Source organism: Azospirillum sp. RU38E (assembly GCF_900188385.1).
Lineage (GTDB): Bacteria > Pseudomonadota > Alphaproteobacteria > Azospirillales > Azospirillaceae > Niveispirillum.
Map to the genome: position 1 here is coordinate 58,219 of NZ_FZOI01000020.1, position 14,610 is coordinate 72,828.

General features: G+C 64.8%; 13 protein-coding genes. 5 read left to right on the forward strand and 8 right to left on the reverse strand.

The features are described from left to right. Positions 1–82: 82 nt before the first annotated feature. Positions 83–1,096, reverse strand: coding sequence for an esterase-like activity of phytase family protein (locus CHB97_RS22160; protein ID WP_160106166.1), 1,014 nt, complete (start codon positions 1,094–1,096; stop codon positions 83–85). 166 nt (positions 1,097–1,262) lie between these two features. Here CHB97_RS22160 and CHB97_RS22165 point away from each other — a divergent pair, with 166 nt between their 5' ends. Both CHB97_RS22165 and CHB97_RS22170 read left to right on the forward strand, forming a co-directional pair. Beyond that, positions 1,263–1,523, forward strand: a complete 261-nt coding sequence (locus CHB97_RS22165) for a hypothetical protein (RefSeq protein WP_089290201.1) — start codon at positions 1,263–1,265, stop codon at positions 1,521–1,523. Positions 1,524–1,535: 12 nt separating this feature from the next. Then, positions 1,536–1,850 carry a hypothetical protein gene (locus tag CHB97_RS22170; protein WP_089290202.1) on the forward strand — a complete coding sequence of 105 codons (315 nt, stop codon included), beginning with the start codon at positions 1,536–1,538 and terminating at the stop codon, positions 1,848–1,850. Between the two features lie 4 nt (positions 1,851–1,854). On the opposite strand, the gene CHB97_RS22175 is transcribed toward CHB97_RS22170, so the two are convergent. Both CHB97_RS22175 and CHB97_RS22180 read right to left on the reverse strand, forming a co-directional pair. Next, entirely contained in the window at positions 1,855–2,388 is a 534-nt protein-coding gene (locus tag CHB97_RS22175; protein WP_089290203.1) for a protease complex subunit PrcB family protein, read from the reverse strand. Between the two features lie 4 nt (positions 2,389–2,392). Next, positions 2,393–3,574 (reverse strand): M20 aminoacylase family protein, encoded by a 1,182-nt coding sequence (locus tag CHB97_RS22180; protein WP_089290204.1) that lies wholly within the window; start codon positions 3,572–3,574, stop codon positions 2,393–2,395. Between the two features lie 205 nt (positions 3,575–3,779). Between CHB97_RS22180 and CHB97_RS22185 the strand changes: the two genes are divergently transcribed. Continuing rightward, positions 3,780–4,568, forward strand: a complete 789-nt coding sequence (locus tag CHB97_RS22185) for a MipA/OmpV family protein (RefSeq protein ID WP_089290205.1) — start codon at positions 3,780–3,782, stop codon at positions 4,566–4,568. 204 nt (positions 4,569–4,772) lie between these two features. On the opposite strand, the gene CHB97_RS22190 is transcribed toward CHB97_RS22185, so the two are convergent. The 3 genes from CHB97_RS22190 to CHB97_RS22200 all read right to left on the reverse strand — a co-directional run bounded on the left by CHB97_RS22190 (position 4,773) and on the right by CHB97_RS22200 (position 8,509). Continuing rightward, positions 4,773–6,266, reverse strand: a complete 1,494-nt coding sequence (locus CHB97_RS22190; RefSeq protein WP_089290206.1) for a peptide ABC transporter substrate-binding protein — start codon at positions 6,264–6,266, stop codon at positions 4,773–4,775. After that, positions 6,263–7,615, reverse strand: coding sequence for a winged helix-turn-helix domain-containing protein (locus CHB97_RS22195; RefSeq protein ID WP_160106170.1), 1,353 nt, complete (start codon positions 7,613–7,615; stop codon positions 6,263–6,265). The genes CHB97_RS22190 and CHB97_RS22195 overlap by 4 nt, the downstream gene beginning before the upstream one ends. 66 nt (positions 7,616–7,681) lie before the next feature. Further along, positions 7,682–8,509 (reverse strand): alpha/beta fold hydrolase, encoded by an 828-nt coding sequence (locus CHB97_RS22200; protein ID WP_089290208.1) that lies wholly within the window; start codon positions 8,507–8,509, stop codon positions 7,682–7,684. A gap of 195 nt (positions 8,510–8,704) precedes the next feature. On the opposite strand from CHB97_RS22200, the gene CHB97_RS22205 reads away from it, so the two are divergent. Next, entirely contained in the window at positions 8,705–11,197 is a 2,493-nt protein-coding gene (locus CHB97_RS22205) for a winged helix-turn-helix domain-containing protein (protein WP_160106172.1), read from the forward strand. A gap of 109 nt (positions 11,198–11,306) precedes the next feature. Here the strand turns inward: CHB97_RS22205 and CHB97_RS22210 are convergent, their stop codons facing one another. Further along, positions 11,307–12,377, reverse strand: coding sequence for an LLM class flavin-dependent oxidoreductase (locus CHB97_RS22210; RefSeq protein WP_089290210.1), 1,071 nt, complete (start codon positions 12,375–12,377; stop codon positions 11,307–11,309). 47 nt (positions 12,378–12,424) lie between these two features. Next, positions 12,425–13,438, reverse strand: a complete 1,014-nt coding sequence (locus CHB97_RS22215) for an aldo/keto reductase family oxidoreductase (RefSeq protein WP_371333131.1) — start codon at positions 13,436–13,438, stop codon at positions 12,425–12,427. On the opposite strand from CHB97_RS22215, the gene CHB97_RS22220 reads away from it, so the two are divergent. Then, on the forward strand, positions 13,401–14,492 hold the full coding sequence (locus CHB97_RS22220; RefSeq protein WP_244559668.1) for a Gfo/Idh/MocA family protein: 1,092 nt from the start codon (positions 13,401–13,403) through the stop codon (positions 14,490–14,492). The genes CHB97_RS22215 and CHB97_RS22220 overlap by 38 nt on opposite strands. Positions 14,493–14,610 lie beyond the last annotated feature (118 nt).

The following is a 14,610-nucleotide window of genomic DNA, read 5'->3' on the forward strand; positions in this document are numbered from 1 at the left end:
GCCTAGGGGGGAACAAAGAGTGCATGGCCCTTATAGGGGCAGCAGGGGGGTGCCGTCCAGGGACAGCGGTTGTGAAGCCCGTTCAGGGCTTCCATTCGAACATCATCATGATGGTTCTTTGCAGCACAAAGAAATTATCATCGGAGATAATGTGGATGAAGACGCCGCCATCTTTGGAGCGGCGGACATCGATTCCCTCAAAATTATCGGTCAGCAGGGGCGGGTCCAGCCGGGCGATCTCCCGTCCCGCCAGGGTGCCGCCGGCGACCGTCCCCGCCGCCAGGGCCTTGGCATCAATATGCATGATGCGGTTGCCCCAGCCCCCCAACATGCCGACGCGCCGTTCCAGCACCAGGATGCCGCCATCCGGCAGGTTTGCCGCATCCACCGGCAGGAAGGGCGGGTGGCCCTGATAGCGGCATTCCACCCAGTTGCCGGATCGGCCGATCCAAGCCCGGTGCAGACCTTTCTCCCCCTGGGCTTCCCCTTCCGCGATCAGCAGCAGCCGGCTGTCCGGCAGCATCAGGGCAGTTTCCAGCCCGGCATTGAAATCCAGCTCTTTCAAGCCCGCCGGGCCGTCCAGCGGCACCGGCGTCACCCCGGCCAGGGCCGGGCCATAGCGCAGCAGGCGATGCTCGCGCTCAAACCCGACAACCCAGCCATCCCCGGGCCAGGGGCCGATCAGGGCCAGTGATTCGCTGTCATTCTTGCCGCCCTGCAGCACGCTGCCGTCACTTTCCAGCAAGGTGCCCAGGGTGAAATCACCCATGCCGGCCAATGTTCCATCCGACCGGTAGGAGAGCCGGCCCGCCACCTTGTCCCCCCGGTCGGAGATGGCGACGAACTGCCCGCCATCGGGGCTGACCCGCAGGGCGGACAGCCCGCCAATGGCCTTGCGCGGCCCCTGCAGCGCCACGGCACCCTTGAACACCAGTTCCCCCACGCGCTGCGGCTGGATGCCGGACGCTTCGGTTTCCAGCAGCTGCACCGGCACGGAATAGGGCAGCGGATCGCCACTGGCACAGCCGGTCAGGCCCAGCGGTGCCAGCAGCAGACAGAAGGCAAGGTGAAGCAGGCGACGGGGGGAGAGGGCCATGGGCGGGCGGGTTTCCCTTGTGGGGGCGGGACGGGCGGGCATGAAACAGGGTGGTGCCTGTCCCGGTCAAGCCATCATGCCTGTTCAATCTTCTTTCGCAGCGCCGCATGGGCAGCTATCCTGCTACCCAACCTTTGGCATTCCACAAGATCAGGTACCCGACATCATGAGCGAGATCGACGCCCTGCCGACCCCGCCGCCGGCCATCGATTCTGAGCGGCTGGACCGCCTGGAAGCCCGCATCGCCGAACTGGAAGCCAGGCTGGCGGCGGCGGAAACCAAGCCAGAATCGGATAATGTCCGCGTTCTGAAGGCGGAATTGAATTTCAGCAGCAGTGATCTGGCGGCGTGGCTGCGGTACAACCCGGTGATGGCGTTGGTGATTGCCATCGTCGGGTTCGTCATCCTGTTGCATCTCCTAAGTTAAGGTGCCCGTCCCATGGCCAATTACAATTTCGAAACTACGGTGAAATTCAAGAACCGTGGCGACATGGATAAGGCGGAGGATTGGATACAGGCCAATATCAAGGGCCTGTGGGCGCTTGAGTTCATCGGTATGCAAGAGCAGATGAGCGTGGATACCGGTATGCGCAGTCAGGTGCTGCTGGTGTTGTTCAAATTCGGCCGGAAGGAGGATTTTGAACGGTTCTGCCATGAATATGTGCAGGGCAAGCCGGCCCTGCCACAGACGAAGCCGCAGGCCAAGCCAGCGCCGAAAAAGTCCAAGGGCCTGTTGGGCTGGCTGTTCAGCTGAACAATCAGGGCAGCTTATTATACCGCACGCCGGCTTCGCTGCGGTCCACCATGATCACCGCATAGGGGCTGGTCAGCACCTGTGTGGTCATCTGCCCCTCAGGCGGTGATTTCTCCCGGAACTCCACCACCAGCCGGTCGCGCTGTGCCACCTGGCGTTCCGAGCGCACGCGCAATATATCCACCGAATAGCCGGTGGTGGTGCGCGTGCCCAGGAAAATACCCAGCGCCATCAGCTCATTCGGCAGACCGCCCGGCGGCGGGCGGCCCACCAGATCCCATAGCGCCGCCCATTCGGCCGGGGTGCGGGCCACCAGAAAGGCCTGGGCCTGGGCGCGGCTGGTCTCCCCCGACCAGAGTGCCCGCCCCACCAGGGGCGGGGCCTTGCCGCCAATATCCGCCACGCTGGGTGCCAGCGTTTCCCCCGCCAGCCAGCTGCTGGTATCGGTGGCACAACCGGTCAGTAAGGGGGCGACCAGGGCAGACAGGGCCAGAACCCGGCCCCAATCGCCCTTACCCCGCCAGCATGTCGGCATCATCACCTCAAGCCGCCTTTGGCAGTGCCGTTTCCACCAGCGTCGCCCAATAGCTGGTGCCCAGCGGCAGGATTTCGTCATTGAAATCATAGCGCGGGTTGTGCAGCTGGCAGCCCAGCGCCGACCCGCCCTGGCCAACCCAGACATAGCAGCCGGGCCGTTCCAGCAGCATGAAGGCGAAATCCTCGGCCCCCATGCTGGGGCCGACATCGCTGTAAACCTTGTCTTCGCCGACAAGTTGCTTCGCCACGGCGGCGGCCAGATCGGTGGGGGCACCGGCATGGTTGACCGTGGGCGGATAGCCCCGGCGATAGGTCATGGTGGCGCTGCTGCCAAAGGTGACCGGTACGGTTTCCACGATATGGCGCAGGCGCGCCTCCAGCATGTCCCGCACTTCATGGCTGAGCGCGCGGACGGTGCCGCGCATCACCACTTCCTCCGGGATTACATTATAGGCGCTGCCGGCATGGATCTGGGTGATGGAAATGACGCCGCTTTCAATCGGGCTGACATTGCGGCTGACAATGCTCTGCACCGCCGTCACGATATGGGCGGCGATGACGATCGGGTCGATCGTGTGGTGGGGCAAGGCGGCATGGCCACCCTTGCCGGCCACCTTGATTTCAAACTGGTCGGCCCCGGCCATGATCGGGCCGGATTTCACCACCATCTCCCCCGGCGGCAGGTCGGGCCAGTTATGCATCCCGAAGACCATGTCACAGGGGAAACGCTGGAACAGCCCTTCTTCCACCATGCGGCGGCCGCCACCCAGCCCTTCCTCGGCCGGCTGGAAGATGAAATTCACCGTGCCGCTGAAATTGCGGGTTTCCGCCAGATAGCGGGCAGCCCCCAGCAGCATGGTGGTGTGGCCGTCATGGCCGCAGCCATGCATCTTGCCCGGCACCTTGCTGGCATGGGCGAATTCGTTCGCTTCCTGCATGGGCAGGGCATCCATGTCGGCGCGCAGGCCGATGGCTTTGCCATTGGGGCCACCCTGGCCATGCAGCACACCGATGACACCGGTGCCGGCGATGCCGGTATGCACCTCCACCCCGAATTCCTTCAGCTTCTCCACCACGAAGGCAGAGGTCTTGAATTCCTCAAACCCGGTTTCGGGGTTTTCGTGAATATGCCGACGCCACTCGGTCATGTCGGCATGGAAATCGGCGATACGGTTAATGATCGGCATGGTCCCTTGCTCCTGACGCAGCACCACCCCGTTTACGTGGGTATGGCGCGGCCATCTGTCGGACAGATTAGGGCGAAGCTTTCCAATGGGGAAGGGGCAAACGTTCCTGATGGTGATCCGCATCATAGTGCAGCGCGTATATTCTCCATCAAGAAACGTCCGTGGGCGGTAACCGGCCCATCTGGCAGTTGGAGAAAAACGGAAAATGTCCACGAAACTGTTATTCCCCTTGATGGCCGGGGTGGCGCTGTGCGTGCTGGCCCTGGGCAGCGCCCAGGCGCAGCAGGCGCCGAAGAAACAGGGCTGGCAGGTGCGGCTGGGGATGCTGGGGGCGGCGACGCCGGATTATGAAGGATCGGACGATTATCGATTCCGCCCCTTTCCCGATATCGAAATCACCTATGACAACACATTCTTCCTGGATCGGCGTGGCGTGGGGGCCAACCTGATCCAGTCCGGCCCGCTGACGACAGGGGTGACACTGGGCTATGATGGCGGGCGCAAGGAAAGGCGCAACCGCGCCCTGCGCGGGCTGGGCAATGTGGGTGATACGGCGGTGGCGGGCGCCTTTGCCAATTACCAGATCGGGCGCTGGATGCTGACCGCCGATGTCAATACCGACCTGCTGGGCGATGGGCATGATGGCACCACGGCCGACCTTGGCTTTTCCTATGTAATGCGGCCCAGCAATGACATGATGATCATCATCGGGCCGTCGGTCACCTGGGCCAGCGACAATTACATGCAAAGCTATTTCGGCATCAATGCGGCGCAGGCCGCCCGTTCCGGCCGCGCCGTCTACCGCGCCGAGGCGGGGTTCAAGGATGCCGGGCTACTGGGGTTTGGCACGTACAAGCTGACCCAGAACTGGTCATTGACCGCCGTGGCCGGCTACAGCCGCCTGTTGGGCGATGCTGCCGACAGCCCGCTGGTGGATCGTGACGGCAGCGCCAACCAGTTCTTCGGCGGTTTGGGCGTCTCCTACAGCTTTTAGAGTCCGTGGCGTTCAACCGATTAACCTTCAGGGAGGTTGATCCTACACCAACCCGCCTAAAGGTTGACCTTTAGGCGGGTTGGTGGCCGGCGACTGCCGGCTCAGCACCTCGTGGCGCGCAAGCCAAGCTGCCGGATGGCAGCGCCCGGCGCATGAGAGAACGAAAAATCTCCCTGGATCGGTCACGATTAAGGGAGATTGGTATTAATCCGTCGCCAACGACAGCTGACTGGCAGGGTGGATGTCATAGACATTATCCTGCCAGCCGCGCAGGGCGGGGGATACCAGTCGCTGGGAACTGCCAAAACTGATCGGGATGATGCGGCCGCTCTCCAGGATTTGCCGTTCCAGCGCCCGCAGCCCTGCCTCATCGGCTGGCAATACCGTGCCGGGCGGCAGAAAGGCGGCCAGCGCGTAGGACGGGGCATAGGAAATCCAGCTATTCAGCACGAAACCGTTGAAATCGCCGCTGGCGCCCCGTTGGGTGATGATGCGGGATTCCTGCCCGACCAGATCGGTTTCCACCCCCAAAACCTGCTTCCATTGCGCGGCAATTGCCACCACGCGCTGGCGCACCGGCTCGGTTGCGGCGTGCAGGATTTCCACCTTCGGCGGCGGCCGGTCGGGGCCATAGCCGGCACGGGCCAGCGCATCGCGAGCGGCCTGCTGGCGGGCCGTGTTGGTCAGAATGTCGGCGGCGGCCTGTCCGCCGTCACGCCACAGGCCGGGCGGCACCAGCCCATGGGCTGGGATGGCGCGGCCCTGGCTGGGGGCGGTCAGCTGGTCGCGGTCCAGCGCCAGCGCCAGGGCGGTCAGAAAGGCCGGATTGTCCCGCCATGCCGGCCCGTTCTGGTTGGCGCGCAGATAGGTCAGCATGGTCCAGGGATGGATATGCAGGCTCCCCGGCATTTCCTGTCGTGCCCAACCCACCATCGCCCCGGGCAGGCTGCTGGTGACATGCAGGGCGCCGGTACGGAACAGGTTCAGTTCCATTTCCGGCCCGTCGCTGACCACCAGTTCCACCGCCGCCGTTGCCGCCGGTGCAGGGTAATAATCATTGCGGACCAGATGATAGGCGCTGTGCAGCTGATGCCCGGCCAGCCGGTAGGGGCCATTGCAGACCAGCCTGTCCGCGGCGGCGAAACCATTCCCCGCCTTTTCCAAGGTCGGGCCATGCACCGGCAGGCTGATGCGGTGGGCCAGCACCATGTCGAAATCGGCCGATGGACGGGCCAGCCGCACTTCCAGCCTGTTGGCATCCGGGGCCTGGATGCCCAGCTGTTCCGGTGGCAGCTGGCCCAGGCGGATGGCGGTGGCATTGGCCACCCCGTCCAGCAGATCGGCGATGCCCGATGCCGTGGCCGGGTCCACCGCCCGGCGCCAGCCGCGCACAAAATCATCCGCGGTCAGCCGGTCGCCATTCCACCAGCTTGCATCACGGCGCAGATGGAAGGTCCAGGTCAGCCCATCGGCGCTCTGCTCCCAGCGCTCCGCCACGCCCGGCACCGTGCGGCCCGATCCATCGCGGGTCAGCAGCCCTTCGCACAGTTCCTGCAATACCCGCCCCGCCCCCAGGGTCAGGCCGCGATGCGGGTCCAGCGTTTCCGGCTCCGGCCCGATGCCGATGCGCAGAATATCTGCCCCCGTCGCCGGGCCGGCCAGGGCAAGCGCCAGTACGGCAAGGGCGGCCCGCCTCATGATGGCGCGCGCAGCCCCTGGGCGAAGGCGCGCACCAGCGGGTTCAGGCTGAACCCGTCGCCCGCCCGTTCCAGCATGGATTTTTCCTGCAGGGTGGCAAGCCCGCCGGCCAGCGGTATGGTGCTATCGCTGTACAGGGCGTGATCGGCCTCCTCCTGGCTGAATTCATCATCCAGGTCGGACAGCAGACGCAAAGCCCGCCTTTCCGTTCCGCTCAACAGATTGAAGGCCCACCCCATGGCGGCGCCCAGCGACTGGTGCCGCGCCGGGCCGGGCCGGCGCATACCGGGCAGGGCGCGCATCGGGTCGCGGCTGGCCTGTTCGGTGGCATTCAGCCCCAGCAGACCGCTGGCGCGGGCGGCGATTTCCACCCCCAGCGGCACCCCGCCCAGATGGCGACAGATATTGGCGATGGCGTCTGCCACCCCGCTGTCAGGCTGGAAATTCAGCCCGGCGGCGCTGGCCGCTTCCACAAATAGGGCGTTGGCGCCGTTGGGCTGGGCGGCATCGGCCGCTGATACGCCAAGCGGTGACAGGCGCACGCAGCAGGGCCGCAACCGGCGATGGGCAACGTGAGAGGTGATCAGCACCGCCGCCTGCGGGCAGGCCTCCAGCAGGCGGCGGATGAAATCCAGCGCGCCATCGCCCAGCAGTTCCGCCCCGTCCAGCAACAGCAGACAGGCACGGTTATGGATCCGTTCCAGCAAGGCCGGTACCGGGCCAGCACTGCCACCCAAGGCCAGGGCCATGCCGATACGGCTGGCCAGCGCGTCGGCGTCGGCAATCGCCAATCCGGACAGTGGTACCAGCCATTGCCCATCACCGAAATCATCTGCCAGCAACCGGGCCGCGGCACAGGCCAGCCGGGTCTTGCCGGTGCCGGACAGACCGGAAATCAACAGCAGCCGGTCGCGCCGTACCCGTTTCAGCACATTGCCCAGTTCCACTTCCCGCCCGGTCAGCGCCCCCAGCATATGCGGGATATTGCCGATGGGGCGGGCCGCACCGGTTGCCGGCATGGCCAGCCGATAGCCACGGCCATGCACGGTGAGGATGATGGAAGCGTTGCTGTCACCGATGGCGGCGCGTAAGCCGGAAATCTGGACCGCTACATTGGCGGGATCAACAATCTGCCCCGGCCATACCCGGTCCAGCAATTGGGCGGGGGAGACATCGCGCCCGATATTTTCTGCCAGAATGGCCAGCAGGCTGGTCGCGCGGCGCCCCAGCGGCACGGGCACGCCGCTCCGACAGGTCAGCCGGCCATTGGCCGGATGGAAGCGAAAGGCCCCAATCGGGATTTCCGAGGCAGCGGCCCCCGGCAATCCATCCCCCGTTTCCGGCAGCATCCCATCCCCCATCTGCCCGATTGAGGTTGCGCCACCCGGCCGGATGACGCAACCTCAACGTTAACCTTAATTGGACGCGAAGGCCAGCAGGTCGGCACTCAGCCGATCCTTATGCGTGTCGGTTACCCCGTGCGGCCCGCCTTCGTAAACCTTCAGTTCCGCATGGGGCAGCAGCTTCTTCACCGCCCGGCCCGCGGCGTCGATGGGCACCACCTGATCGGCATCGCCATGGATGACCAGGGTGGGTAGCCCGTCGAACTTCTTCAGGTCTTCCGTGAAGTCGGTTTCAGAGAAGGCCTTGATGCAGTCATAGGTCGCCTTGTGGCTGGCCATCATGCCCTGCATCCAGAAACTGTCCATCATGCCCTGCGACGGCTTGGCACCCGGCAGGTTGAAGCCGAAGAAGGGGCCGCTGGCGATATCCTTGTAAAGCTGCGACCGGTCGGCCAAGCTGGCGGTGCGCAGGCCATCGAACACCTCCATCGGGGTGCCGGCCGGGTTGGCATCCGTCTTCAGCATCAGCGGCGGCACAGCCCCCACCAGCGCCACCTTGGACACGCGGGCGCGGCCATGGCGGGCGATATAGCGGGTGACCTCGCCGCCACCGGTGGAAAAGCCGACCAGCACGGCATCACGCACATCCAGCGCCTCCAGCACCTGGGCCAGATCGTCGGCATAGGTATCCATGTCGTGGCCGTGCCAGGGCTGGCTGGAACGGCCATGGCCGCGCCGGTCATGGGCGATGGTTCGCAGACCGTTGGAAGCCAGATGCAGCATCTGCGCCTCCCAGCTATCCGCGTTCAGCGGCCAACCATGGCTGAACACAACAGGGCGCCCGCTGCCCCAATCCTTGTAATAGAGCTGCGTGCCATCATCGGTGGTGATCGTACCCATGGCCATTCTCCGCCTTTGTGCTGGTTGCTGTCTGCCGGAGGGTGGAAGCCCGTTGCTCCACCCCTGATCGACAGCGGAACTATTCAGCGGAAAAAGAAATTCGGCGTGTTAAAAGACATAAAATCAGTCTCGCTGGAATGTGTCATAAGCTAGAGCCACGCCATCACAGGCCCCGTTGCCCAGCCGAGTATGAGTATGCCTTTCGAGAAGCCTGACCATTACCTGCTGGATACCGGGCGCCGCCGCCTTTTGCGCAATGGTGAGGTGGTCGCCTTGGGCGACCGTGCCTTTGACCTGTTGCTGGCCTTGGCGGGGGCGGACGGCAAGGCTCTGTCGGCGGATGAACTGACGGCCCTGGTCTGGCCGGGCCTGTCGGTCAGCGCTGGCAATCTGCGGGTTCAGGTGCGGGCCCTGCGCAAGGCGTTGGGCGATAGCGCGGTGGAGAATGTGCCGGGCGTGGGTTACCGCCTGACCCTGTTGCTGGACCCGGTGTTGCCCAATGCGGGCGAGAACCCGGCGGAAGAACTGGTCGGGCGTGATGGTGACCTGGGGCGCCTGCGCGAATTGCTGGCCCGGTCGCGGCTGGTCAGCATCATCGGCCCTGGCGGGGTGGGCAAAACCTGTCTGGCCCTGGCGGGGGCTGCCGCGTGTGAGGGGCTGCGGGTGGTGCATGTGGAACTGGCGCCGGTGCGTCAGCCTGGGTTGGTGCCGGTGGTGACGGCGGCGGCCCTGTCCATCCGCCTGTTGAAGGCCGATGTCGTGGACGCCATCCGGGCGGCGCTGGCCGGCCAGCCCACCCTGCTGCTGCTGGACAATGCCGAACATCTGCTGGATGAGGTGGGGGAGTTCGCGGAAAACCTGCTGGGCACCTGCCCTGACCTGCACCTGTTGCTGACCAGCCGGGAGCCGTTGAATATCAGCGGTGAATTGCTGCTGAACCTCTGCCCCCTGGCCTGTCCGCCGGCGGAAGAGATGGCCGCGGCAGCCATCCGGTCCTATCCCGCCGTGGCGCTGGTGCTACGCAACCATGCCCAGGCGGGTTGGCCTTCCTTGGCGGATGACCAGATGCCAGCCCTGGCCAGGCTTTGCCGCCAGTTGGACGGGCTGCCCTTGGCCCTGGTGCTGCTGGCCGCGCAGTTGCGCGATTGTCTGGTGGCGGATGTCTCGGCGGCCCTGGCAGGGCGGCTGCAGAACCTGCCGCTGGAGGGCACGTTCCATTACCGCCATGACAGTCTGGCCCATATGCTGGACTGGAGCTTTGATCTGCTGTCTGATGATGAACGGCTGTTGCTGTCGCGGCTGGCCGTGTTCAGCGGTTCCTGGCCGGTGGCGGCGGCGGTGGCGGTCTGCGGGGCCGCGCCGCTGACGCCGGCCATGGTGCCGGGGCTGGTGGCTGGTCTGGTTTCCCGTTCCCTGGTGGCGGGACCATTGCAGACGCAAGGGGCAGGGCTGCGCCTGCTGGAAACCATCCGCCAATATATCATCGCCCGCGATCCCGGCCGGATTGAACGGGAGAGGCTGAACCATGCCCTGTTGGGCTGGTTACCAGACGTGCTGGAAGAATATCATGTCCAGTCGGAGCAGGTGGGGGTGATCGCGGCCAAGCTGGATGTCGATATTGCCGATGTGCGCGCCATCCTGGATTGGGCGCTGGGAGGGCAGGACATTCAACGCGGGCAGGAGCTGGTGGTTGCGATGATCCGGGTCTGGAACGTGCGCGGCCTCTATACGGAGGGGGCCCGTTACCTGGTGCGTGCCTGGGATGCCTGTGACGCGGATACGCCCCCCGCCTTGCGTGGCATTATCGGCTTGTTGCTGTATGGGGAGGGGATACCGCTGCAGCTGCCCCATCACCAGCAGCGCCCCTGGTTCATGCGCGAAGAATTCCCCGCGGCCATCGCGGCGTTGCGCCCTATCCAGCATCAGCAGCCCCGCTGGTTCATCAATGCCTTCATGAGCGCTGGCTGGATGAAGCGTTATCAGGGAGAGCTGGAAGCTGCATTGACCCTGTGGGAAGAGGCGTTGGTGGTTTGCGAACGTCACGCGTTGGCAAACCTGCAATCCACGATTCTATCATTGATCGGCACGACGGCTGCGTTGATCGGTGACTTGACCAAGGCCCGCAGCTCGCTGGAACTCGCCATGGAAATCGGCCTGAGGATCGGGCTCTATCCCGCCCTTCCTGCCATGCGGATGGCAGAGGTGGAGTTTGCCGCCGGTGATTACGACCGGGCGGTGGCCGTGGCGCGTGAAATCCTGGTTCAAGGACGGGGGATCACGCCTGCGCTGGAACTGACCCTCTATGCCAATCTCGCCTCTTACCTTGTGGTCAAAGGCGATTTGCCGGCGGCGATAGAGGAGGCGCTGACGGGGTTGCGTCTGCTGCTGCGGCAAAAATATACCTATTCCATCGGATGGACGCTGGAACGCGGGGCGCTGATCGCCGCCAGGCTGGGGCGACGCGAGTTGGCGGCCGAATTGATGGCTGGGGCGGATGCCTTCGTCGCCAGCATGAACCTGACGCGCGGGGGGCCGGAACTGGCGATCCATCATCTGCTGCGGGCTGAACTGGGGCCGCCGGGGGAGGTGCCCCTGCTGCCGCCTGAGCAATTGTTGCAGAAACTGCTGGCCTTTTATGAAGGGGCGGTGGCCGCCGTGACGGGGGATGCAGAAGCCCGTCCGAATTAACCATGGAGCAGCCTTGCTGACGGGCCGGAAATGCCCTTCCGGCCCCGACACATGACATCGTGACATCTGATCAAAATATCGTAGCCGGGGCCGGGGGACGCAGATGTTTCTATGCCGCCTGCTGCCATTGGCGCAGTTGTGGCAAGACATGGCGGCCGAACAGGTCACATTCGGCTGCGTGCGGATAGCCGGACAGCACAAAGGCTTCCAGCCCCAGCGCGTGATAGGCCTTCAGCTTGGCCAGCACCTGATCGGGATCGCCGACAATGGCCGCCCCACAGCCCGAGCGGGCGCGGCCGATACCGGTCCAGAGATTTTCCTCGATATAGCCATCCTGCTGGCTGGCAGCCTCCCGCAGTTCGGCCTGACGGCGGACGCCGTAGGATTGGGAATCCAGCGATTTTGCCCGGATGGCCGCTCCGGTATCCGCATCCAGCTTGGATAGCAGCCGATCGGCGGCGGCGCGGGCCTCCGCCTCGGTTTCCCGCACCACCACATGCACGCGATAGCCGAAGCGCAGGCTTCGGCCGTGCTGGCTGGCACGCGCCCGCAGATCGCTGATGATGCCGGCAATGCCGTCCAGCGTGTCGGGCCACATCAGATAGACGTCGGCCGCCTTGGCCGCGGCCTCCCGCGCCTCCGTCGACAGGCCACCGAAATAGAGCGGGGGGCAGCGGCCGGAAACGGTGCGGACGCGCGGCGGATCCAGTTTCAGTTTGTAGAATTCCCCCTGGTGATCCAGCGGCTGGCCATTCAGCAGCGTGCGCAGGATATTCATCACCTCCACCGTGCGGTCATAGCGGGGGCCAGCCGGCAGGCTCTCCCCCGGCAGGTCGCTAGAGATGATGTTGACGGTCAGCCGCCCGCCCAGCATCTGGTCGAGCGTGGCCACCTGCCGGGCGATCTGCGGCGGCCAGAACTCCCCGCAGCGGATGGCCAGCAGCAGCTTGATCTGCTTCAGCAGCGGCGCGATGCCGCCGGCAAAGGCGACATTGTCGATGCCAAGCTGATAGCCGGACGGCAGCAGCAGATTGTCATAGCCCAGCTTGTCCGCCGTCTGGGCGATGGTGCGGCAATGGTCGAAGCTGGATTGCAGGGACGGGTCGGGCTGACCCAGGAACTCAAAATCATCGTCGCACAGGGCGGAGAACCAGGCGACTTCAAGCGGGCGGCTGGACATGCGGGCGGACCTTTCGCAAAGGGTGCGTATCGGGCGGTCGGGCTGGATCAGGGCAACGGCGCGCCCAGGGCCGCCTGCAGCACGGCGTACCAGTCGGCATCGGTGAACTGCACCTTGAAGGCGTCCGATGCCTCCCGGATGCGGGCCGGTGTCTGGCTGCCGATCAGCGGGATCGGCCGCGACGGGTGGGCCAGAATCCAGGCATAGGCAACCGCCGACCGGCCCACGCCATTGGCGGCGGCGATCCGGTCCAGTTCAGCGATGACGGCCAGGGTGCGCGCGTCATCCGTGGCACCCAGCAGGCGACCGCCGGCCAGCGGCGACCAGGCCAGCACGGCCAGATCGCGTTCCATCGCCTGATCCAGCACCCCGTCAAACAGGATATCCACGGCGCGGGGGGAGAATTCCGGCTGGATGGACACCAGCTTGAACGGCAGATGCGCCTGCAGCGCCGCCACCTGGGCCGGGCTGTGGTTGGAAACGCCGGCGGCCTTGATCTTGCCGTCCTGGTGCAGCTTGTCCAGCGCGGCCGCCACCTCCGCCGGGTGGGCCAGCAGATCGGGGCGATGCACCTGATAAAGGTCGATCACATCCGTCTTCAGGCGGGCCAGCGAGGCCTCTGCCGCGCGGATCAGGTAATCACCCCGCGAGATATAGGGGATGCCGGGGATGATGCCGCCCTTGGTGGCCAGCACGATCTTGTCGCGCAGGCTGGGCGTGGTCTTCAGCACCTGACCGAACAGGGCCTCTGCCGCGCCAAAGGTTTCCAGATTATCCGGGCCATAGACATCGGCGGTGTCGAATAAAGTAATGCCGCTATCCAATGCCGCTACAGCAAGATCGCGCGCAGAGTCAATATTTGTTCCACGAAAGCGCCACATTCCCCAGCCAAATGGAGAAATGGACGGTGTATTTTCAATAATGGAGCGATATTCTTGATGGACAACGATCTTATTCACTGGTAGTTCTCCTTCATATCCATTCGGATGGCTGTGCATCTCTCGATGGGAATTGGGTGACTTGATGTCTAAGTTGCGGTTCGCGCTGATCGGTACCGGCATGATGGGTGTCGAACATCTGACCAATCTGGCCTTGTTCGCGGAGGCTGAACTGGTGGCGCTGGTGGACCCGGAACCGTCCTCCCTGCGCTATGCGGCGGCGGCGCTGGGGGAACGGGCGGCGGGCGTGGCGCAGTTCGCCAATGTGCCGGACCTGCTGGCGGCGGGGCTGAATCTCGATGCTGTCATCATTTCTTCCCCCAACCATACGCACCATGATGTGCTGGGGCCGCTGTTCGGCACCGACCTGCATATCCTGTGCGAAAAGCCGCTCTGTTCCGATCTCGACGATGCCAAGCGGGTGGCCGACCGGGCAGCCGCGCACCGGGGTGTGTTCTGGGTCGGTATGGAATACCGCTTCATGCCGCCGGCAGCGGAGTTCATCCGCCAGATTCATGATGGCAAGGTGGGCCGGTTGGTGATGCTGGCCATGCGCGAACACCGGTTCCCCTTTCTGCAGAAGGTGGGTGACTGGAACCGGTTCAGCCGCAATACCGGCGGCACCATGGTGGAGAAATGCTGCCATTTCTTCGACCTGATGCGCCTGATCGTGCAGGCGGAACCGGTGCGCATCCATTGTTCGGGGGCCATGGACGTCAACCATCTGGACGAGCGCTATGGCGGCGAACGGCCGGATATCATCGATAACAGCTACACCATCGTTGATTTCGACAATGGTGTACGCGCCCTGCTGGACCTCTGCATGTTCGCCGATGGGGCCGAACAGCAGGAGGAGATTGCCGCCACCGGCGACAAGGCCAAGCTGGAAGTCTTCGTACCGTCCGGCGAACTGGTCTTCAGCCCGCGCGTCGGTTTCCGCCAGCCCAAGCGGGTGGAGCGTCGCATCATCGGCGTGGATGAAACGGTGCTGGCCGCCGGCTCCCACCATGGCGCCACCTATTTCCAGCAGCGCGCCTTCATCGATGCCATCCAGAAGGGCGCGCCGGTGCAGGTGACAGCGCGCGACGGGCTGCGCGCGGTTGCCATCGGCACGGCGGCGGAGATCAGCGCGCGGGAGAAGCGCGTGGTGGAATTCGCCGAACTGAATGTGGGGTGAGGCTGCACATCGCCGATAAGCATGGCTTGTCGGCGATGTGCACGGCGGCGACCGCCGCCGCGCGCCACGTGGCGCGTAGCCGAGCCGCCGGATGGCGGCGCTGGCGACTGAAGCCCGG